Origin of the sequence: Citrobacter sp. 21OH12SH02A-Citro (assembly GCF_027919895.1) — a bacterium.
GTDB lineage: Bacteria > Pseudomonadota > Gammaproteobacteria > Enterobacterales > Enterobacteriaceae > Citrobacter > Citrobacter braakii.
Window position 1 is genome coordinate 3,333,165 of the sequence record NZ_CP114801.1, and the last position, 20,719, is coordinate 3,353,883.

At 52.4% G+C, this 20,719-nt stretch carries 14 protein-coding genes and 7 tRNA genes; 18 read left to right on the forward strand and 3 right to left on the reverse strand.

Annotated elements, in window-relative coordinates; all coding sequences use genetic code 11:
- The first annotated feature begins 393 nt into the window (after window positions 1-393).
- Genes O6D90_RS16250 through O6D90_RS16260 form a run of 3 tightly spaced genes read left to right on the forward strand, consistent with a single transcriptional unit; the run spans window position 394 to window position 4,855 of the window.
- Window positions 394-1,395 (forward strand): LacI family DNA-binding transcriptional regulator, encoded by a 1,002-nt coding sequence (locus O6D90_RS16250; protein ID WP_016155979.1) that lies wholly within the window; start codon window positions 394-396, stop codon window positions 1,393-1,395.
- 34 nt (window positions 1,396-1,429) lie between these two features.
- On the forward strand, window positions 1,430-3,538 hold the full coding sequence (locus O6D90_RS16255; RefSeq protein WP_016155978.1) for an ADP-ribosylglycohydrolase family protein: 2,109 nt from the start codon (window positions 1,430-1,432) through the stop codon (window positions 3,536-3,538).
- Between the two features lie 33 nt (window positions 3,539-3,571).
- Window positions 3,572-4,855, forward strand: coding sequence for an ABC transporter substrate-binding protein (locus O6D90_RS16260; RefSeq protein ID WP_016155977.1), 1,284 nt, complete (start codon window positions 3,572-3,574; stop codon window positions 4,853-4,855).
- A 58-nt stretch (window positions 4,856-4,913) separates the two neighbouring features.
- Here the strand turns inward: O6D90_RS16260 and glnS are convergent, their stop codons facing one another.
- Together glnS and nagE are read right to left on the reverse strand one after the other, a co-directional pair.
- Window positions 4,914-6,581 (reverse strand): glutamine--tRNA ligase, encoded by a 1,668-nt coding sequence (glnS, locus tag O6D90_RS16265; RefSeq protein ID WP_016155976.1) that lies wholly within the window; start codon window positions 6,579-6,581, stop codon window positions 4,914-4,916.
- A gap of 187 nt (window positions 6,582-6,768) precedes the next feature.
- Window positions 6,769-8,718 carry a PTS N-acetyl glucosamine transporter subunit IIABC gene (nagE, locus tag O6D90_RS16270; RefSeq protein WP_016152249.1) on the reverse strand — a complete coding sequence of 650 codons (1,950 nt, stop codon included), beginning with the start codon at window positions 8,716-8,718 and terminating at the stop codon, window positions 6,769-6,771.
- Window positions 8,719-9,060: 342 nt separating this feature from the next.
- Between nagE and nagB the strand changes: the two genes are divergently transcribed.
- The 12 genes from nagB (at window position 9,061) to O6D90_RS16330 (ending at window position 16,055) form a co-directional block, all read left to right on the forward strand.
- The gene (gene nagB / locus O6D90_RS16275; RefSeq protein WP_003022803.1) at window positions 9,061-9,861 is read left to right on the forward strand and encodes a glucosamine-6-phosphate deaminase; all 801 of its coding nucleotides are present in this window, start codon (window positions 9,061-9,063) and stop codon (window positions 9,859-9,861) included.
- 60 nt (window positions 9,862-9,921) lie between these two features.
- On the forward strand, window positions 9,922-11,070 hold the full coding sequence (nagA, locus tag O6D90_RS16280; protein WP_032931096.1) for an N-acetylglucosamine-6-phosphate deacetylase: 1,149 nt from the start codon (window positions 9,922-9,924) through the stop codon (window positions 11,068-11,070).
- 8 nt (window positions 11,071-11,078) lie between these two features.
- Complete coding sequence (gene nagC, locus O6D90_RS16285) at window positions 11,079-12,299, forward strand: DNA-binding transcriptional regulator NagC (protein ID WP_016152247.1); 1,221 nt, start codon at window positions 11,079-11,081, stop codon at window positions 12,297-12,299.
- 157 nt (window positions 12,300-12,456) lie between these two features.
- Window positions 12,457-13,209: a ribonucleotide monophosphatase NagD gene (nagD, locus tag O6D90_RS16290; RefSeq protein ID WP_005121413.1), complete on the forward strand. Its 753-nt coding sequence runs from the start codon at window positions 12,457-12,459 to the stop codon at window positions 13,207-13,209.
- A 252-nt stretch (window positions 13,210-13,461) separates the two neighbouring features.
- A complete protein-coding gene (gene asnB / locus O6D90_RS16295) occupies window positions 13,462-15,126 on the forward strand; it encodes an asparagine synthase B (protein ID WP_003835552.1) in 1,665 nt (554 codons plus the stop codon).
- A 222-nt stretch (window positions 15,127-15,348) separates the two neighbouring features.
- Window positions 15,349-15,425: transfer RNA gene (locus O6D90_RS16300), tRNA-Met, on the forward strand.
- Window positions 15,426-15,433: 8 nt separating this feature from the next.
- Window positions 15,434-15,518 (forward strand) — tRNA-Leu (locus O6D90_RS16305).
- A gap of 23 nt (window positions 15,519-15,541) precedes the next feature.
- Window positions 15,542-15,616 (forward strand) — tRNA-Gln (locus O6D90_RS16310).
- A 37-nt stretch (window positions 15,617-15,653) separates the two neighbouring features.
- Window positions 15,654-15,728, forward strand: a tRNA-Gln gene (locus tag O6D90_RS16315).
- A 21-nt stretch (window positions 15,729-15,749) separates the two neighbouring features.
- A tRNA-Met gene (locus O6D90_RS16320) sits at window positions 15,750-15,826 on the forward strand.
- 43 nt (window positions 15,827-15,869) lie between these two features.
- Window positions 15,870-15,944: transfer RNA gene (locus tag O6D90_RS16325), tRNA-Gln, on the forward strand.
- 36 nt (window positions 15,945-15,980) lie between these two features.
- Window positions 15,981-16,055, forward strand: a tRNA-Gln gene (locus tag O6D90_RS16330).
- Window positions 16,056-16,158: 103 nt separating this feature from the next.
- On the opposite strand, the gene ubiF is transcribed toward O6D90_RS16330, so the two are convergent.
- The gene (gene ubiF / locus O6D90_RS16335; protein WP_016155975.1) at window positions 16,159-17,334 is read right to left on the reverse strand and encodes a 3-demethoxyubiquinol 3-hydroxylase; all 1,176 of its coding nucleotides are present in this window, start codon (window positions 17,332-17,334) and stop codon (window positions 16,159-16,161) included.
- Window positions 17,335-17,479: 145 nt separating this feature from the next.
- Here ubiF and miaB point away from each other — a divergent pair, with 145 nt between their 5' ends.
- From miaB to ybeY, 3 genes are all read left to right on the forward strand, one after another.
- Window positions 17,480-18,910 carry a tRNA (N6-isopentenyl adenosine(37)-C2)-methylthiotransferase MiaB gene (gene miaB / locus O6D90_RS16340; RefSeq protein ID WP_016152245.1) on the forward strand — a complete coding sequence of 477 codons (1,431 nt, stop codon included), beginning with the start codon at window positions 17,480-17,482 and terminating at the stop codon, window positions 18,908-18,910.
- 191 nt (window positions 18,911-19,101) lie between these two features.
- The gene (locus O6D90_RS16345) at window positions 19,102-20,148 is read left to right on the forward strand and encodes a PhoH family protein (protein ID WP_019076268.1); all 1,047 of its coding nucleotides are present in this window, start codon (window positions 19,102-19,104) and stop codon (window positions 20,146-20,148) included.
- Complete coding sequence (ybeY, locus tag O6D90_RS16350) at window positions 20,145-20,612, forward strand: rRNA maturation RNase YbeY (RefSeq protein ID WP_003835559.1); 468 nt, start codon at window positions 20,145-20,147, stop codon at window positions 20,610-20,612. The genes O6D90_RS16345 and ybeY overlap by 4 nt, the downstream gene beginning before the upstream one ends.
- Window positions 20,613-20,719: the final 107 nt, after the last annotated feature.

Genomic DNA, 20,719 nt, shown 5'->3' on the forward strand with positions numbered 1-20,719 from the left:
GAATTATCAATCTCTTTCTGTAACGAGTATGTAATAGTATGAGCAACCGCACATATTTTCTTGTTTTCTGTTACATTTTGCTTTGGGAGTAAAAAAAGTCACAAAAACAAGAAAAAATACTTTATATACATATAGATATCTTCAATTTTATTATTATATATATAATTCCACCCCTAATAATTGTCTTTGCATTCGCAAAACAAATTAATTCTCGAACGTCATTAATTCGCTCTGCAAACAGAACGTTCGAGCTCCTGAATTCACTCTCCGTCGTTGATGTGACCGTCCTCGGATTTTCCACACAAATACACTCACTTTATAAGGTTTTTATTGACAGCTACCGGGTGTCCCATTATTCAAAGATGCAGGTTATACGTATAAGTTGATAAATAAATGACAAAACGCATCACACAGAAAGACGTCGCGGCCCTGGCTGGCGTTTCACAGGCGGTGGTATCCGTGGTACTCACCAAAGGAAATCACACCTACCCACAGGAGACAGTGATCCGGGTTGAGCAAGCGGCTAATCAGCTGGGATATATACCGAACCGTTTTGCACAAGCGCTGAAAACCAATAAAACCATGTCGATCGCCTGCATCGTGCCGGATATCGCCAACCCTTTTTATGCCTCGCTCGTCCGTGGTGTCCAGTCGGTGACGGATAGGTATCACTACGATGCGATCGTGGCCAGCACCGATGGATTACGGGAAAGAGAGCTGCATTTTTTGCGCTGGTCAGCGCAGGGGCGGGTCGACGCAGTGGTAGGGACATTTTTTAACGTCGGGATGAAAGATTTTGCCCCGTATCTTCAGGCAGGGATCCCGATTGCACGTATTGAAGCCAGGATGAAAAAAAGCGGCCCGCTACCGCTGCATAATGTTTATATCGACAACGCCGCTGCCGCGCGCAGCGCCGTCGAATATCTGCTGGCACAGGGGCACCGAAATATCACGATGATCGCCAGCGCTGGCGGTCCTGAGCCTGCCAGAGTGGAAGGATATCGCCAGGCGATGACCCAGGCCGGCCGCCTTCCGCGCATCAAAATTCTGCCAGGTTTTAACGAACAAAGCGGCTATCAGATCGCGATGCAGCTGATTAATGACGGCACGCTCCCGGATGCGATTTTCGCCGCCAACGATTTAATGGCTATCGGCGTGATGCGTGCCGCAAGGGAGAAAGGCATCACTATCCCGGAGCAGCTTGCGGTGATGGGTTTCGATGATATTCCCGCCGCCGGGCTGGTGACCCCTCCCCTGACCACTATCGCCCAGTACCCGGAGCAGCTTGGGCAAAAAGCGGCCGCCCTCCTCCTGGCACAAACCGATATCACCGCGCCGCTCCAGGGCAGCACCACAGAAATGCCCTGGGGCCTGGTAAAAAGAGAATCCGCCTGAACGGCTGATAAAAAACCACACAAGGATCAAACAGATGGAATTGCCTTCAGATTATGAGTCGCGCGTTTATGCAGGGGTGTTAGGGAAATTAATCGGCGTCTACCTTGGCCGCCCTTTCGAAGGGTGGACCTACGAAAAAATTATGCAGGAGCTGGGGCCGATCCAGTATTACGTCCACGAAAAATTTAACCGTCCGCTGGTTGTCACCGACGATGATGTCGCCGGAACCTTTACCTTTATCCGCGCACTGGAAGATTATGCCCTGCCGCCGGATCTGAGCGCGGAACAGATGGGTCACTGCTGGCTTAATTACATCATTGATAAGCGCACCATTCTCTGGTGGGGCGGCAACGGTAATTCGACGGAACACACCGCCTGGCTGAATCTCAAAAAAGGCATTCCGGCTCCGCTAAGCGGAGCCATTGCGACCAACGGGAAAACGATTGCCGAACAGATTGGCGCACAAATCTTTATTGATAGCTGGGCGCTTGTCGCACCGGGACAACCCCGTCTGGCGGCAGAACTTGCCAAAAATGCCGCCAGCGTGAGCCATGACGGTGAAGCGGTGTATGCCGCTATGCTCTGGGCCGCGATGGAATCACAGGCCTTTATCTGCCAGGAGATCGAACAGCTTATTGACGTTGGACTATCCGTGATCCCGGCAGAGTCGCAAATAGCCCAGTTGGTTGGCGATATCCGTCGCTGGCGACGGGAAGATAACGACTGGCAGACGACCCGCCAGCGAATCGACGACAACTATGGCTATCACAAATATCCCAGCAATTGTCACATCATTCCTAATCATGCGCTGATGATTATGGCGATCCTTTACGCGCCGGACGACTTCCAGCAGGCCCAGTGCATTGTCAATACGTCAGGATGGGACACTGACTGCAATGCGGGGAATGTCGGCTGTCTGTCCGGTATTATGCTGGGACTCCAGGGTATTGACGCAGGCCCGGACTGGCGCGGGCCGCTGGCGGACAGAATGCTGATCTCCTCAGCCGACGGGGGGTTCTCCATAAACAACGCCGTGCGGATCACCGATTACCTGGTCGGGCTGGGACACCAGATTGCCGGTCTGCCGCGCCCTGAAGCCAAAAAATCCGGCGCGCAGTACCATTTCTCACTACCGGGCAGCGTGCAGGGTTTCCGCTGGCTTAATGAAGAAAATGCGGCCGCGGTTGAGGTTAAGAATGAGGCGCACCTGGGGCGGCAGATGTTGAGTCTGCACTATCGCCATCTTGCGCCCGGACTTCACGCCAGCGTGACCACGCAAACCTTTACCCCGCCTGAAATCGTGGAAATGCGCAGCTACGATTTAATGGCTACCCTACTTATCTACCCAGGTCAGCGTCTTCAGGCCACCCTGATTGCGCCACCGGATAACACATCCGCGTTAAACGTGCGGCTCTGCTACCGGGTTTATGATGACAACAATCAGCTGACGCCTCAGTACGGCGACGCGCAGAGCATAGCCCCGGGCGAATCGCTAACGCTGGCGTTGGATCTCCCGGACTGCCAGGGCCAACCGATCGGCGAGATTGGCGTAACAATCAGCACAGATGCCCGCGTTGCCCGCGGTCGCCTGCTCATCGACAGTATGCGCTGGGACGGCGCACCTGAGCTGACCCTGCGTAAACCCACAGGGGAAACTAATTTCTGGTGGCGGGCCTGGGTAAACGGCGTGGATCTCTTTTCACGCCACTATCCCACCAGCTTTCGCATCTCCAAAGAGTACGACGAGGGATTGATTATTCACGGAACGCGGCAGTGGGATAACTACCGCGTTCAGAGTGACATTACGCTGCATTCAGGGGAGTACGGCGGTCTGGCTTTTCGGGTGCAGGGGATGAGGCGCTATTACGCCGCGCGCATCCTGCGCGACGGGAAATTACAGATCGTCCGCGTGCGCGACACCTGTACCAAAGTTCTGGCAGAAGCGGCGTTGTCCGACGTGTACGAGCGCCCTGTGTCGTTCGATATCGCCGTCAACGGGCAGATTATCTCCGCGACCGTTGACGGTAAAACGCTGCGCGTGGAGGACGCTGAACGCGAAGCCTTGATGGATGGCGGGATCGGTTTACTGATTTGTGCAGGTGCGCTGTCGACGGACGCTATCCATATCAGTGCCAGTTGTTAATTAACGGAAATGGACGACAACAAAGGATTAAAAATGAACATACCAAAAACAATGCTGGCGCTGGTAACCGCCGTTTTGCTTTCAGGCTGTGAGGATAAACCGCAGCAGGTGACCATCGAATTTATGCACTCCGCCGTTGAGCAGGAGCGCCAGACCGTCATTGCCGGGATCATCAACCGCTTTCAGCAAGAGAATCCGGATATTATTGTGAAGCAGGTTCCCGTCGAAGAGGATGCCTATAATACCAAAATCATTACCCTTGCCCGCTCAGGATCACTGCCGGAGGTCGTCGAGGTCAGCCATGACTATGCCAAAGTCATGGATAAAGAGCAGCTTATCGACCACAAAGCGGTGAAAACGCTGATCGACAGGCAAGGCGAAAGCGCCTTCTACGACGGCGTGCTGCGCATTGTTCGTACCGAAGACGGAACGGCCTATACCGGCGTGCCGATCAGCGCCTGGCTACAGGGAGTCTGGTATCGGAAATCGGTACTGGCTAAAGCGGGAATCAACGAACCCAAAAACTGGACGCAACTGCTGGAAGCGGCACGCAGGCTGACCGACAGCACCAGTAAAAAATATGGCATCGCGCTGCCGACGGCTGAAAGCGTCATGAGCGAACAAACCTTCTCCCAGTTCGCACTTTCAAACGGTGCCAATGTGTTCAACGCAAACGGCGACATCACGGTTAACTCAGCGGAAATGCAGGCCTCGCTGAACTATTATCGCGAACTGGCCCGCTATACCATGCCCGGCTCGAACAACGTAACAGAGATCAAAGACGCCTTTATGAACGGCACCGCGCCGATGGCGGTCTATTCGACCTACATCCTGCCAGCGATTTATCAGGATGGTTCACTGGCGGATTTAGGCTTTGTCGTGCCGAGCGAAAAATCACCTGCCGTATTTGGCGTTATCACATCATTAACGCTCACAGCCGGTCAGACTGAGGCAGAAACGAAAGCCGCCGAAAAATTTGTCAGCTTTATGGGACAGGCGCAGAACGCGGCTGACTGGGTATTGATGTCGCCGGGGGCGATGCTGCCGGTGACGAAGGCCGCCGCGCAAAACGTCAGTTGGAAGGACAACCCTGCCGTCAAAGTCTTTGGAACTCTCCCTGAACAGCTGATTGCCCAGTACCCGAATATGCAGGTCTTTGGATCGGTCGGCGAGAAGAACTTTACGCGGATGGGGGATATTACCGGCTCGATGATCCTCAGTGAAATGGTCAATCAGGCGACGGTGGGTAAGCAGGAGACATCGGTGGTGCTGGAACGCAGCCAGCAGCGGGTTCAGGCGTTAATGCAGCATAAGTAAAACAGAAAAATCCGCCTCAAACGTCGCGTTGGCGGCGTTTGAGGCAGTGTGACAGCAATTACTCGCCGACTTTAGCCCACGTATCGCGCAGACCTACAGTGCGGTTAAATACCAGCTTGTCAGCGGTTGCATAGCGGCTGTCCAGGCAGAAGTAGCCTTCACGCTCAAACTGGAACGCTTTACCTGCAATCGCAGCCTGCAGTGACGGCTCACCGTAGCCCTGCTTAATGACCAGCGATTCCGGGTTGATAACGGACAGGAAGTCTTCCGCCGCACCTGGGTTTGGCACGCTAAACAGACGATCGTACAAACGGATTTCAATCGGCAGCGCATAGGACGCGCTCACCCAGTGAATAACACCTTTTACTTTACGACCATCAGCCGGATCTTTGCTCAGGGTGTCGGCATCGTAGGTGCAGAAAATGGTGGTGATATTCCCTTCTGCATCTTTCTCTACACGTTCAGCCTTGATCACGTAAGCATTACGCAGACGTACTTCTTTGCCCATCACCAGACGCTTGTACTGCTTGTTCGCTTCTTCGCGGAAGTCTGCGCGATCGATCCAAATTTCACCGCTAAACGGCACTTCACGGCTGCCCATTTCCGGTTTGTTCGGATGGTTAGGCATGGTAACCAACTCGCTTTCGCCCTGCGGGTAGTTTTCGATAACCAGTTTCACCGGATCGATAACTGCCATCGCGCGCGGGGCGTTTTCGTTCAGATCTTCGCGAATGCAGGACTCCAGAGAAGCAATCTCAATGGTGTTATCCTGCTTGGTCACGCCAATGCGTTTGCAGAACTCACGAATAGCGGCAGCAGTATAACCACGACGACGCAGGCCAGAAATCGTCGGCATACGCGGATCGTCCCAGCCTTCAACGTGCTTGTCGGTCACCAGCAGGTTCAGCTTACGCTTGGACATCACGGTGTATTCCAGATTCAGGCGCGAGAATTCGTACTGGCGCGGGTGAACCGGAATGGTGATGTTGTCCAGCACCCAGTCGTACAAACGACGGTTATCCTGGAACTCCAGCGTACACAGTGAATGCGTAATGCCTTCCAGCGCATCGCTGATGCAGTGGGTAAAATCGTACATCGGGTAGATGCACCACTTGTTGCCGGTCTGGTGGTGTTCGGCGAACTTAATACGGTACAGCACCGGATCGCGCATCACGATAAACGGCGAAGCCATATCGATTTTCGCGCGCAGGCAGGCTTTACCTTCTTCAAAACCACCGGTACGCATTTTTTCGAACAGCGCCAGGTTCTCTTCGACGCTACGATCGCGGAACGGGCTGTTTTTACCCGGCTGCGTCAGAGTGCCGCGGTATTCGCGGATCTCCTCCGCTGACAGTTCATCAACGTACGCCAGGCCTTTATTAATAAGCTCTACCGCATAGGCGTGAAGCTGATCGAAGTAATCCGAAGAGTAGCGAATATCGCCAGTCCAGTGGAAACCTAACCATTCAACGTCGTTTTTAATCGACTCAACGTACTCGATATCTTCTTTAACCGGGTTCGTATCATCAAAACGCAGGTTGCACTGGCCCTGGTAATCTTGCGCAATGCCAAAGTTCAGACAAATGGATTTCGCGTGGCCAATGTGCAGATAGCCATTTGGCTCCGGCGGAAAACGTGTATGGATAGTGGTGTGCTTACCACTGGCCAGATCTTCATCGATGATCTGACGAATAAAGTTACTCGGGCGGGCTTCAGCCTCACTCATCGTGGATTCCTCAAAGCGTAAACAACGTATAACGGAACATGATCTTATAAGCGACGTCAGGAGACAACTATTAGTTGCACAAAAAAGGTGTTTCAACAGGATATATGAGGGTATTTGCTGCAAAAAAAAGCGGCGGAGGAATATCCCCCGCCGCTTAAGGCACTTAACTCACTTTACTCAGGAGCAGTTATTTACCTTTAATCTCATACAGTGGTGTTTGACCAGCAACCACATGACCTTCGGCTTTAATGACCAGAGCACCGAAATCATCGCTGTTGCTGCACACAACCGGGCTAATCATGGAACGTGCGTTAGCGTTCAGGAACTCCAGATCCATTTCCAGAATCGGTTGACCTGCAGTCACTTCCGCACCTTCTTCAACCAGACGCTTAAAGCCTTTACCTTCCAGCGCTACTGTATCGATACCCATGTGGACCACGATTTCCGCGCCTTTAACGGTTTCCAGACAGAACGCATGGTTAGTGTTGAAGATTTTCACGATGGTGCCGGCAGCCGGAGCAACCACGATTTTATCCGTTGGCTTCACCGCCACGCCGTCGCCTACAGCTTTGCTGGCGAAGGCTTCATCAGGCACCTGCTCCAGCGCAACCACGTCACCGGTAATCGGAGAAACTAAAGTTTCAACGGTTACTGCGTTCGCTACAGCTTGCGGTTTAGCAACCGGAGCCGCTGCTGCTGGCGCACTTTCACCAGACGCTGCGGCCACCGGGCCACGCGCGACAACTTTCTTCATTTCGTCGCCGATAGATTCGGCCTTCGCACCCACGATGACCTGGATAGTTTGCTTGTTCAGCTTAACCACTCCAGATGCGCCTAAACGTTTACACATCGCATCATTTACGCGACCGGAGTCGGCAACGGTCAGACGCAGACGAGTGATACAGGCATCAATCGCTTTCAGGTTATCGGTACCGCCAACTGCTGCAATGTAGTTGGTTGCCAGTTGAGCCAGACCTTCTTCAGTGTTGCTGTTTGCTTCTTCAGTAACGATATCGTCTTCTTTATCTTCACGGCCCGGCGTTTTCAGGTTAAACATACGAATAACCGCGCTGAACAACACAAAGTAAATGACGAAGAACACCAGGCCCATCACGACCAGCATCCAGACGTTCTGACTTGCCGCCGGCAGGTTGTACATCAACACGTAGTCGATAGCCCCTGCGGAGAAGGAGAAGCCCGCGTGGATCCCCAGCAGTGTTGCAACGAACAGGCTGATACCCGTTAACAGTGCGTGCAGGAGGTACAGCAATGGCGCCAGGAACATGAACAGGAATTCCAGCGGCTCGGTAACACCGGTCAGGAACGCGGTGATCGCAACGGACAGCAGCATACCGCCAACCATCGGACGACGTGCTTTCGGAGCGGCGAAGTACATTGCCAGCGCCGCACCCGGCAGACCAAACATCATGATCGGGAAGAAGCCAGACATGAACATACCCGCAGTGCCGTCACCCGCGTAGAAGCGGTTGATGTCACCGTGGAATACGGTACCTGCAGCGTTAGTGAATTCACCAATCTGGAACCAGGCGATGGTGTTCAGCACCTGATGCAGACCGGTTGGGATCAGCAGACGGTTGATGAAACCAAAGATACCGGAACCCAGCGCGCCAGCGCCTACGATCCACTCACCTCCCGCATGGATGGCGTTCTGCACCGGCGGCCACACGTAGCCGAAGATAGCAGCCAGCACCAGACAGAAGAAGCCAGTGGCGATCGGCACGAAGCGTTTGCCGCCAAAGAAGCTCAGGAAGTCAGGTAATTTGATACCAGACCAACGGTTATACACTGCACCGCCGACCAGACCAGTGATGATACCTGCCAGCACGCCCATGTTGATGGCCGGGTTAATGGTAACCATTGCTTTGGTCAATATGAAATAACCGACCGCACCCGCCAGCGCTGCAGCACCCGCGCTGTCTTTTGACCAGCTGGAAGCCACACCGATAGCGAAAATTAACGCCAGGTTATCAAAGATGGCCCCACCCGCTTGCGCGATGAAGGGTACGTTAAGTAAATCTGGTTGGCCGAATCGCAGCAGCAGTGCCGCGACTGGCAGCACAGCGATGGGGAGCTGTAACGCCCTACCCAGCCGCTGGAAAAAACCTAAAATATTCATTTTATTCCCCCTACGAGACCCCGATTAGGCTTCTTTGAAGCCATATTTTTATTGTGCGACCATTCCTGACAGCAAGATTCTGGAACAACAATATTAACCATTCATCTACATTCAGAGTGTGTGAAAATTTAATTCGTATCGCAAATTAAATGCGTGTTTTTTGTGATTCCAGTCACCAAATATCGTTATTAACCCTCCCTTCCACTGGCTAACTACGAAAACTTATTTTATCATTCAAAAAATCGAAACGGATTGATCCTTACCGATGCAAAACCAGGTTACGCTTAATACTGCACAGAGACTCAATCCGCCAATTGCTTACATTTACTTTTGAGGTGAAGAATGAGACTGATCCCCCTGAATACCGCTGAACAAGTCGGCAAATGGGCTGCTCGCCATATCGTTAACCGTATTAACGCGTTCAAACCAACGGCTGATCGTCCGTTCGTTTTGGGCCTGCCGACTGGCGGTACTCCGCTGACAGCCTACAAAGCATTGGTTGAAATGCACAAAGCGGGCCAGGTAAGCTTCAAGCATGTTGTGACGTTCAATATGGACGAATATGTTGGCCTGCCGAAAGAGCATCCGGAAAGCTACCATAGCTTCATGCATCGCAACTTCTTTGATCACGTTGATATTCCAGCAGAAAACATCAACCTCCTCAATGGTAACGCACCGGATATTGATGCAGAATGCCGTCAGTATGAAGAGAAAATCCGTTCTTACGGTAAAATCCACCTGTTTATGGGCGGCGTAGGCAACGATGGTCACATCGCGTTCAACGAACCAGCCTCTTCTTTGGCTTCCCGTACCCGCATCAAAACGCTGACTCACGACACGCGTGTTGCGAACTCACGCTTCTTTGACGGCGACGTAAGCCAGGTACCTAAATATGCGCTGACCGTTGGCGTGGGCACCCTGCTGGATGCCGAAGAAGTGATGATCCTGGTACTGGGCCACCAGAAAGCGCAGGCGCTGCAAGCCGCCGTTGAAGGCAACGTTAACCATATGTGGACCATCAGCTGTCTGCAGCTGCATCCGAAAGCCGTTGTGGTCTGCGATGAGCCTTCCACCATGGAACTGAAAGTGAAGACGCTGAAATACTTTAACGAGTTAGAAGCGGAAAATATTAAAGGTCTGTAATTGATGTCTCCGCCCTGTCGATAAGTTGCAGGGCGGCATTTTTTGAAATCGGGGGTCGGAATGTATGCTTTAACCCAGGGCCGGATTTTTACCGGTCACGAAATTCTTGATGACCATGCGATTGTTGTCGCCAATGGCCTGATTGACAGCGTTTGCCCACTGGCTGAGTTACCGTCAGGAATTGAACAGCGCTCACTGAATGGGGCCATTGTTTCCCCCGGTTTTATCGATGTACAGCTAAACGGCTGCGGCGGCGTACAGTTTAACGATACGGCAGAAGCCGTGACCGTTGAAACGCTGGAAATCATGCAGAAAGCCAATGAAAAATCTGGCTGCACCAGCTACCTGCCAACGCTTATCACCACCAGCGATGACCTGATGAAACAAGGCGTTCGCGTCATGCGTGAATACCTGGCGAAACACCCGAATCAGGCACTAGGGCTTCATCTGGAAGGCCCGTGGCTGAATCTGGTGAAAAAAGGCACCCATAATCCGGGATTTGTCCGTCAACCGGACGCTGCGCTGGTTGATTTCCTGTGCAATAATGCCGATGTAATCACCAAAGTAACGCTGGCGCCAGAAATGGTCCCGGTAGAGGTCATTACCAAACTGGTGAATGCGGGTATTGTGGTTTCTGCGGGTCACTCAAATGCAACGGTAAAAGAAGCAAAAATCGGGTTCCGCGCAGGTATCACCTTTGCGACGCATCTGTTCAACGCGATGCCGTACATTACCGGCCGCGAACCTGGTCTGGCGGGCGCTATTCTTGATGAAGCCGATATCTATTGCGGTATCATCGCTGATGGCCTCCACGTTGATTACGTTAACATTCGTAATGCCAAACGCCTGAAAGGCGACAAGCTGTGCCTGGTCACCGACGCAACCGCACCAGCAGGTGCAAACATTGAACAGTTCATTTTCGCTGGCAAAACAATATACTACCGTAATGGATTGTGCGTTGATGAGAACGGTACACTGAGCGGCTCATCATTAACCATGATTGAAGGCGTACGCAATCTGGTCGAACATGCGAATATCGCTCTCGACGAAGTCTTACGTATGGCAACGCTCTACCCTGCTCGCGCCATTGGCGTCGACAAACAACTCGGCAGCATCGCGCCAGGCAAAGTAGCCAACCTGACTGCGTTCACGCACGACTTTAAAATTATCAAGACCATCGTTAATGGCAACGAGGTCGTTACTGAGTAAGAGAAAGAATGACACCAGGCGGACAAGCTCAAATAGGTAATGTTGATCTCGTAAAACAGCTTAACAGCGCGGCGGTTTATCGCCTGATTGACCAGCATGGGCCAATCTCGCGAATTCAAATTGCCGAGCAAAGCCAGCTTGCCCCCGCCAGCGTAACGAAAATTACGCGTCAATTGATCGAACGCGGGCTGATCAAAGAAGTCGACCAGCAGGCCTCCACCGGGGGCCGCCGCGCTATCTCTATCGTCACCGAAACCCGCAATTTCCACGCGATTGGCGTTCGCTTAGGCCGCCACGATACTACGCTCACGCTCTATGATATGAGCAGTAAAGTGGTCGCTGAAGAGCATTATCCCCTCCCGGAGCGCACCCAGGAAACGCTGGAGTATGCGCTGCTCAACACCATTGCCACCTTTATTGAGAACTGCCAGCGGAAAATCCGCGAGCTGGTTGCGATTTCCGTCATTCTGCCAGGCCTGGTTGATCCTGAAAGCGGCGTCATCCGCTATATGCCGCACATTCAGGTCGAAAACTGGGGGCTGGTCGAAGCACTCGAAAAACGCTTTAAGGTCACCTGCTTTGTCGGTCACGATATTCGCAGTCTGGCGCTGGCCGAGCACTATTTCGGGGCAAGCCAGGATTGCGAAGACTCCATTTTGGTGCGTGTTCACCGCGGAACCGGGGCGGGAATCATCTCCAATGGCCGAATTTTTATTGGTCGCAATGGCAACGTGGGTGAGATTGGCCATATTCAGGTAGAGCCGCTGGGTGAGCGCTGTCACTGCGGTAATTTCGGCTGTCTGGAAACAATTGCCGCCAATGCCTCTATTGAACACCGCGTGCAGAACTTATTGAAACAGGGTTATCCAAGCCGACTCACGCTGGATGATTGCGGCATTAAAGCCATCTGTAAGGCGGCTAATAAAGGCGATAACCTGGCATCAGAAGTCATTGAGCACGTTGGTCGTCACCTGGGTAAAACCATCGCCATCGCCATCAACCTGTTTAACCCACAAAAAATCGTCATTGCGGGCGAAATTACCGAAGCTGATAAAGTGCTGCTGCCTGCTATAGAAAGCTGTATCAACACGCAGGCGTTGAAAGCGTTTCGCCACAATTTACCGGTGGTTCGTTCCACGCTGGATCACCGCTCAGCCATTGGCGCCTTTGCGCTGGTGAAGCGTGCGATGCTCAACGGTACATTGCTGCAACGTTTGCTGGAAAGCTAATACCAAGCAGCCTCTGCGTTAGCTGCATCTGCTCACCCCAGTCACTTACTTCAGTAAGCTCCCGGGGTTCTCAGACTTGTGCCGCCTTGATGCAACTCGAATGATTTAGTGTATTTTGTGTATAGTAATGCCTTCTTTTTTTGATGTCGGATTGTCCATGGCCATTAAGAATGTAATTTGTGATATCGACGGCGTGCTGATGCACGACAATGTTGCCGTACCGGGTGCGGCAGAATTTCTGACTGGGATCCTGGAAAAAGGCCTGCCGTTAGTTTTGCTGACTAACTATCCTTCACAGACCGGGCAGGATTTGGCAAACCGCTTCGCCACCGCGGGTGTGAATGTCCCTGATAGCGTCTTTTATACTTCCGCCATGGCTACCGCTGATTTTCTTCGCCGCCAGGAAGGGAAAAAGGCCTACGTGGTAGGTGAAGGTGCGTTAATTCACGAGCTGTATAAAGCCGGGTTTACTATTACTGACGTGAACCCCGATTTTGTGATTGTTGGCGAGACGCGATCCTATAACTGGGACATGATGCATAAAGCAGCATATTTTGTGGCCAACGGCGCGCGTTTCATCGCCACAAACCCGGATACTCACGGACGCGGCTTTTATCCCGCCTGTGGTGCGCTGTGCGCCGGTATCGAAAAAATCTCTGGCCGCAAGCCGTTTTATGTGGGCAAACCCAGCCCGTGGATTATTCGCGCGGCGCTCAACAAAATGCAGGCGCATTCGGAAGAGACCGTTATCGTTGGCGACAACCTGCGTACCGATATTCTGGCGGGCTTCCAGGCGGGTCTCGAAACTATCCTGGTATTGTCTGGCGTTTCGACGCTCGACGACATTGACAGCATGCCGTTCAGACCAAGCTGGATTTACCCGTCCGTTGCGGAAATTGATGTGATTTGATGCGTAAGCCGGATAAGACGCCCCCGCGTCATATCCGGCCAGAAGAAATCCTTCCATTTAATAAAACCGCCATAAAATTATCGATTCATTAATAAACCCGTCTATTCCGTAATCTTTTTTCACCAATCCACAATGACCATTGCGTTTTTTATTTTCTGACCCGTAATTCACTTGCGCCCTCTCCAGGTTTGCGGCATTTTCTTTATCAAGCAAACATAAAAAGCATCACGCAACAGGTTAACGGAGAAGGTTATGTGTTCTATTTTTGGCGTATTCGATATTAAAACTGACGCAGTTGAACTGCGTAAAAAAGCCCTGGAATTGTCTCGTCTGATGCGCCATCGCGGCCCGGACTGGTCGGGTATTTACGCCAGTGATAACGCCATTCTGGCGCACGAACGTCTGTCCATCGTCGACGTCAACGCCGGTGCTCAGCCGCTGTACAACGTGAAGAAAACGCATATCCTGGCGGTTAACGGTGAAATTTATAACCATCAGGCACTGCGCGCTGAATATGGCGATCGCTATCAGTTCCAGACCGGTTCCGACTGCGAAGTTATCCTTGCTCTGTATCAGGAAAAAGGCCCAGAGTTTCTGGATGACCTGCAAGGCATGTTTGCTTTTGCTCTGTACGACAGCGAGCAGGACGCTTATCTGATCGGTCGCGATCATATCGGGATCATCCCGCTGTATATGGGTTACGACGAGCACGGTAACTTCTACGTTGCGTCTGAAATGAAAGCTCTGGTTCCCGTGTGTCGCACGATCAAAGAATTCCCAGCCGGTAGCTATTTATGGAGTAAAGACGGCGAAATTCGTCAGTACTACCAGCGCGACTGGTTTGAATACGATGCGGTAAAAGACAACGTTACCGATAAAAACGAGTTGCGTCAGGCACTGGAAGATGCAGTGAAAAGCCACCTGATGTCAGATGTTCCTTATGGTGTATTGCTGTCCGGCGGTCTGGATTCATCCGTCATTTCCGCAATCACCAAAAAATACGCCGCGCGTCGTGTTGAAGATCAGGAGCGTAGCGAAGCCTGGTGGCCGCAGTTGCACTCCTTCGCCGTAGGCCTGGAAGGCGCTCCGGACCTGAAAGCCGCGCAAGAGGTGGCGAACCATCTGGGTACTGTACACCATGAGATCCACTTCACCGTGCAGGAAGGTTTGGATGCTATCCGCGACGTGATTTATCACATCGAAACTTACGATGTTACGACGATTCGCGCCTCGACCCCGATGTACTTAATGTCGCGTAAAATTAAAGCTATGGGCATTAAAATGGTGCTGTCGGGCGAAGGTTCTGACGAAGTATTTGGCGGCTATCTCTATTTCCACAAAGCACCAGATGCAAAAGAGCTGCACGAAGAGACCGTGCGTAAGCTGCAGGCGCTGCATATGTTCGACTGTGCCCGTGCCAACAAAGCTATGTCGGCCTGGGGAGTGGAAGCTCGCGTGCCCTTCCTGGATAAGAAATTCCTTGATGTGGCGATGCGCATCAACCCGCAGGACAAAATGTGCGGCAACGGCAAAATGGAAAAACATGTTCTGCGTGAATGTTTTGAATCCTACCTGCCAGCAAGCGTTGCATGGCGCCAGAAAGAGCAGTTCTCCGATGGTGTCGGTTACAGCTGGATTGATACGCTGAAAGAGGTGGCCGCTGAGCAAGTTTCTGACCAACAACTGGAAACCGCCAGCTTCCGTTTCCCTTACAACACGCCATCATCTAAAGAAGCGTATTTGTACCGTGAGATTTTCGAAGAGCTGTTCCCGGTTGCGAGCGCTGCGGAATGTGTGCCTGGCGGGCCGTCTGTTGCCTGTTCTTCTGCCAAAGCAATCGAATGGGATGAGGCGTTTAAAACCATGAACGATCCTTCTGGTCGTGCGGTTGGCGTACATCAGTCCGCTTATAAATAAGTTAATCCTTAGAAAAGGGCCCTGCAGGGCTCTTTTTTATGTCTATTTTCTGTGCAGAAAAACAATTAATAACTAATAATTGCCGAATATTGCGCCATGCTGTTCGCAACCTAACCAAACAGTCACATTCCAGCTATTTTCAATGAAAAAGGGGTTGACGCTTCAAGGCTCAATACGCATAATGCGCCCCGCAACGCCGATAAGGTTACGCGAAAAAAAGATGGCTACGTAGCTCAGCTGGTTAGAGCACATCACTCATAATGATGGGGTCACAGGTTCGAATCCCGTCGTAGCCACCATCTTTTTTGCGGGAGTGGCGAAATTGGTAGACGCACCAGATTTAGGTTCTGGCGCCGCAAGGTGTGCGAGTTCAAGTCTCGCCTCCCGCACCATTCACCCGTAAGCGTTGCACGGATGGGGTATCGCCAAGCGGTAAGGCACCGGTTTTTGATACCGGCATTCCCTGGTTCGAATCCAGGTACCCCAGCCATTTTTTCTTCGATGTAGCGGTTCACCGCAACGGTCATTGGGGTATCGCCAAGCGGTAAGGCACCGGTTTTTGATACCGGCATTCCCTGGTTCGAATCCAGGTACCCCAGCCATCGAAGAATATGATAATATCTGGCTACGTAGCTCAGCTGGTTAGAGCACATCACTCATAATGATGGGGTCACAGGTTCGAATCCCGTCGTAGCCACCATATTAAGGACGTATCGACTCGTTCGGTAAATCCAAAAAATTGTTGGGGTATCGCCAAGCGGTAAGGCTCTGGTTTCTGATACCAGCATTCCGAGGTTCGAATCCTCGTACCCCAGCCAATTTCAAAAAGCCGTCCATTCTGTGGATGCACCCGTTGGGGTATCGCCAAGCGGTAAGGCTCTGGTTTCTGATACCAGCATTCCGAGGTTCGAATCCTCGTACCCCAGCCATATTAAAAAAGCTCGCTTCGTCGAGCTTTTTGCTTTTCTGCATTTATTATCTGATGGCACTACGCTTACCAGGCCTACAACGTTCTCTGTAGGCCTGTCTGAATTACAATCCTAACGCGTACTTGAGTGCCTGGCGTTTCAGCACGCCGGCGCGCTCTGCGGCCATTAGCCCAAGATTACGCATGATACGCAGCGGCTGCAGGTTGTTGCTAAATCCTGCGTAGAACAGATCCATGCCGCTTTGCATGATGAAATTGTCAGTCATACGACGGTTCTGATAGCGCTTCAGCACCGGCTGGCTTGCCCAGGACTCACCGTAGCTGCGCGCATTCACCAGCACGTCAATCAGCGCATCCACATCACGGAACCCCAAATTAACGCCCTGCCCCGCCAGCGGATGAATGGTATGCGCGGCGTCACCCACCAGCGCCAGTCCTGGCTGCACATATTGCAGCGCGTGACGGCGCGTTAGCGGGAATGCTCCCGCTGCCACAGGCGTAACGTTACCGAGTCGCGATGGGAAATGTTTGGCGATCTCCGCCTGCAGTTGCGACATATTCAAACCTTGCAACTGACGGATACGCGCCGGTGAGTCGTACCACACCAGCGAGGCCCAGTTATCAAACAGCGGTAAAAATGCGCGCGGACCGTCAGGGGTGAATTGCTGCCAGGTGCTGTCTCCCGGCGAATTCTCGCACTGCACGGTTATCAACATACAGGACTGCGCATACTGCCAGGCATGGATACCAATCCCGGCCATTTTCCGCACCTGAGAATTTGCGCCATCGGTGCCGATGACCAGCTTCGCGCTGATTTTTTCGCCACCAGCCAGCTCAAGCTCATGCCGATCGTTATGTTGATGCAGAGAGATCAGCGACGCAGGCACGCGCAGCGTGACTTTGGGGTGAACGTCCAGAGCCTGCCAGAGCGCCTGTTGCAGGACCGTGTTTTCCACCATATAGCCCAGCAAGGGCAGCTTAAGCTCGGCGGCATCAAACATCACATGGGCATTTTCCCATTCCCACGTTTCCAGACGACGGTAAGGATGGCTGCGCATCCCCTGAACCGTATCCCAGACGCCCAGCCCTTTTAGCAACGACACGGAGGCGGAGCTGATGGCCGAAATTCTGACATCTGGCTGTCCGTCAGCCACAAACGGCGCGGGAACGGCATGTTCAATGACCGTTACCGTAAATCCATGCTGCGCCAGTCCTAGCGCCAGCGCGCCGCCGACCATCCCCCCGCCGACAATGGCAATTTCCGTTGGTTGATTTGTCATGGTCAATTATCCTGTTACATGTATTGTGTAAGTTTACAGGATTTTTTACCCCTTGAGGCTGACATCCGTCATACTGGTCACAACCGCGCCAAAGCAGTACACTATGCGCCCTGCATTTCAGCCACAATTTCGCAAGAGCAAGTCGATGACCAAAAAACTCCATATTAAAACCTGGGGCTGTCAGATGAACGAATACGATTCATCGAAGATGGCCGATCTGCTGGATGCCACCCATGGGTATCAACTGACCGACGTGGCCGAAGAAGCGGATGTGCTGCTGCTGAATACCTGCTCTATCCGTGAGAAGGCTCAGGAAAAAGTCTTCCATCAGTTGGGCCGCTGGAAGCTGTTAAAAGAGAAAAACCCCAAGCTGATCATCGGTGTCGGTGGCTGTGTTGCGTCTCAGGAAGGCGACCATATTCGCCAACGCGCGCACTATGTCGATATTATTTTTGGGCCGCAAACCCTGCATCGTCTGCCGGAAATGATCAACAAAGTGCGTGGAAGCACCACCCGTAGCCCGGTGGTTGATATCAGTTTCCCGGAGATCGAAAAATTCGACCGCCTACCGGAACCGCGTGCTGAAGGTCCAAGCGCTTTCGTGTCAATCATGGAAGGTTGTAATAAATATTGTACTTACTGCGTGGTGCCATACACCCGCGGTGAGGAAGTAAGCCGTCCGGCGGACGATATCCTGTTTGAAATCGCCCAGCTTGCGGCGCAAGGCGTGCGTGAAGTGAACCTGCTGGGACAAAACGTGAACGCCTGGCGTGGTGAAAACTACGACGGCACGATCGGATCTTTTGCCGATCTGCTGCGGCTGGTCGCGGCGATCGATGGCATTGACCGTATCCGCTTCACCACCAGCCATCCGATCGAATTCACCGATGATATCATTGAAGTGTATCGTGACACGCCAGAACTGGTGAGCTTCCTGCACCTGCCGGTACAGAGCGGTTCAGATCGCGTACTGAACCTGATGGGACGCACCCATACCGCGCTGGAATATAAAGCGATCATCCGCAAACTGCGCGCAGCGCGTCCGGATATCCAGATTAGCTCCGACTTCATCGTTGGCTTCCCAGGCGAAACCACGCAGGATTTCGAGCAGACCATGAAGTTGATTGCAGACGTCAATTTTGACATGAGCTACAGCTTTATCTTCTCTGCGCGTCCTGGCACCCCTGCCGCCGATATGGTTGACGACGTGCCGGAAGAAGAGAAAAAACAGCGCCTGTATATTCTGCAAGAGCGTATTAACCAGCAAGCCATGGCCTGGAGCCGTCGCATGGTCGGCACGACCCAGCGCATTCTGGTTGAAGGCACATCGCGTAAAAGCATCATGGAACTGTCTGGCCGAACCGAAAATAACCGAGTGGTGAACTTTGAAGGCAACCCGGAAATGGTCGGTAAGTTCGTGGATGTAGAAATTACCGATGTCTGGACGAACTCCCTGCGCGGTAAAGTGGTGCGCACCGAAGACGAAATGGGTCTGCGCATCGCTGAATCCCCTGAGTCAGTTATTGCGCGTACCCGCAAAGAAAACGATCTGGGCGTCGGTATTTATCAGCCTTAATCTTCAATGCCCGATGGCGCTACGCTTGTCGGGCTTACTCTTCTGGGCTCGCTGCCCCGGCGGGCCTTGTAATCTACCTCATCATCCCCATATTTATCGCAATGCTTGCGCCTTTCCCCCATGGCGTGAATAATTTCCTTAGATGCCGGTAAATGTTCAGCGTCCGGCAAGACATGCAAAAGAGGAACAGTTTGAACATAGACACTCGCGAAATCACCCTTGAACCCGCAGACAATGCCCGCCTGTTGAGCCTTTGCGGCCCATTTGATGACAACATCAAGCAGCTGGAACGTCGCCTCGGCATCGAAATTAACCGCCGTGATAACCACTTTAAGCTGACCGGTCGCCCAATTTGCGTCACCGCGGCGGCAGATATTTTACGTAGCCTGTACGTCGATACTGCCCCAATGCGCGGTCAGACGCAGGACATTGAGCCTGAACAAATTCATCTGGCAATTAAAGAAGCGCGAGTGCTTGAGCAAAGCGCAGACAGCGTGCCGGAATTTGGCAAAGCGGTGAACATCAAAACCAAGCGCGGGGTAATTAAGCCGCGTACGCCGAACCAGGCACAATACATTGCGAATATCCTCGACCACGACATCACCTTTGGCGTTGGCCCTGCGGGTACGGGTAAAACGTATCTTGCGGTTGCCGCTGCGGTCGATGCGCTTGAGCGTCAGGAGATCCGTCGAATCCTGCTGACCCGTCCGGCAGTGGAAGCGGGCGAAAAACTCGGCTTCCTGCCGGGTGACCTCAGCCAGAAAGTCGATCCCTACTTACGACCGCTGTATGACGCACTGTTCGAAATGCTCGGGTTTGAGAAGGTCGAAAAGCTGATTGAGCGTAACGTCATTGAAGTTGCGCCGCTGGCCTACATGCGTGGTCGTACGTTAAACGATGCGTTCATCATTCTTGATGAGAGCCAGAACACCACCATCGAACAGATGAAAATGTTCCTGACCCGTATCGGCTTTAACTCCAAAGCGGTTATCACCGGCGATATCACTCAGATTGACCTGCCGCGAAGCACCAAATCCGGTCTGCGTCATGCCATTGAAGTACTGGCTGAAGTCGACGAAATTAGTTTTAATTTCTTCCATAGCGAAGACGTGGTTCGCCACCCGGTGGTCGCCCGTATCGTCACGGCGTATGAAGCCTGGGAAGAAGCAGAACAGAAACGCAAAGCCGAGCTGGCTGCAGAACGCAAGCGCGAAGCTCAGGAGCAGGAACAAAAATGAGTCAGGTTATTCTCGATTTACAGCTGGCATGTGAAGACGAATCCGGTTTACCAACAGAAAGTCAGTTTCAGGGTTGGCTGGATGCGGTGATCCCACAGTTTCAGGAAGAGTCTGAAGTTACCATTCGTCTGGTCGATGACGCGGAAAGCCACGAGCTGAACCTGACCTATCGCGGGAAAGATAAATCAACTAACGTACTCTCTTTCCCGTTTGAAGCCCCGCCGGGCATTGAAATGCCGCTGCTGGGCGATTTGATCATCTGCCGTCAGGTAGTCGAGAAAGAAGCGCAGGAACAAGGCAAACCGCTTGAGGCCCACTGGGCGCATATGGTGGTGCACGGTAGCCTGCATTTACTCGGTTACGACCATATCGAAGACGATGAAGCGGAAGAGATGGAATCCCTAGAAACAGAGATTATGCTTGCTCTGGGCTATGAGGATCCGTACATTGCCGAGAAAGAATAAGCATTTCGAAATCTTGTAAGCCTGATAAGGCGCAGCCGCCATCAGGTATTGCGCCTTATCCGGCTTACCTGGTTTGAAGTACGATGAAGAAACATGCCGTCAACAGC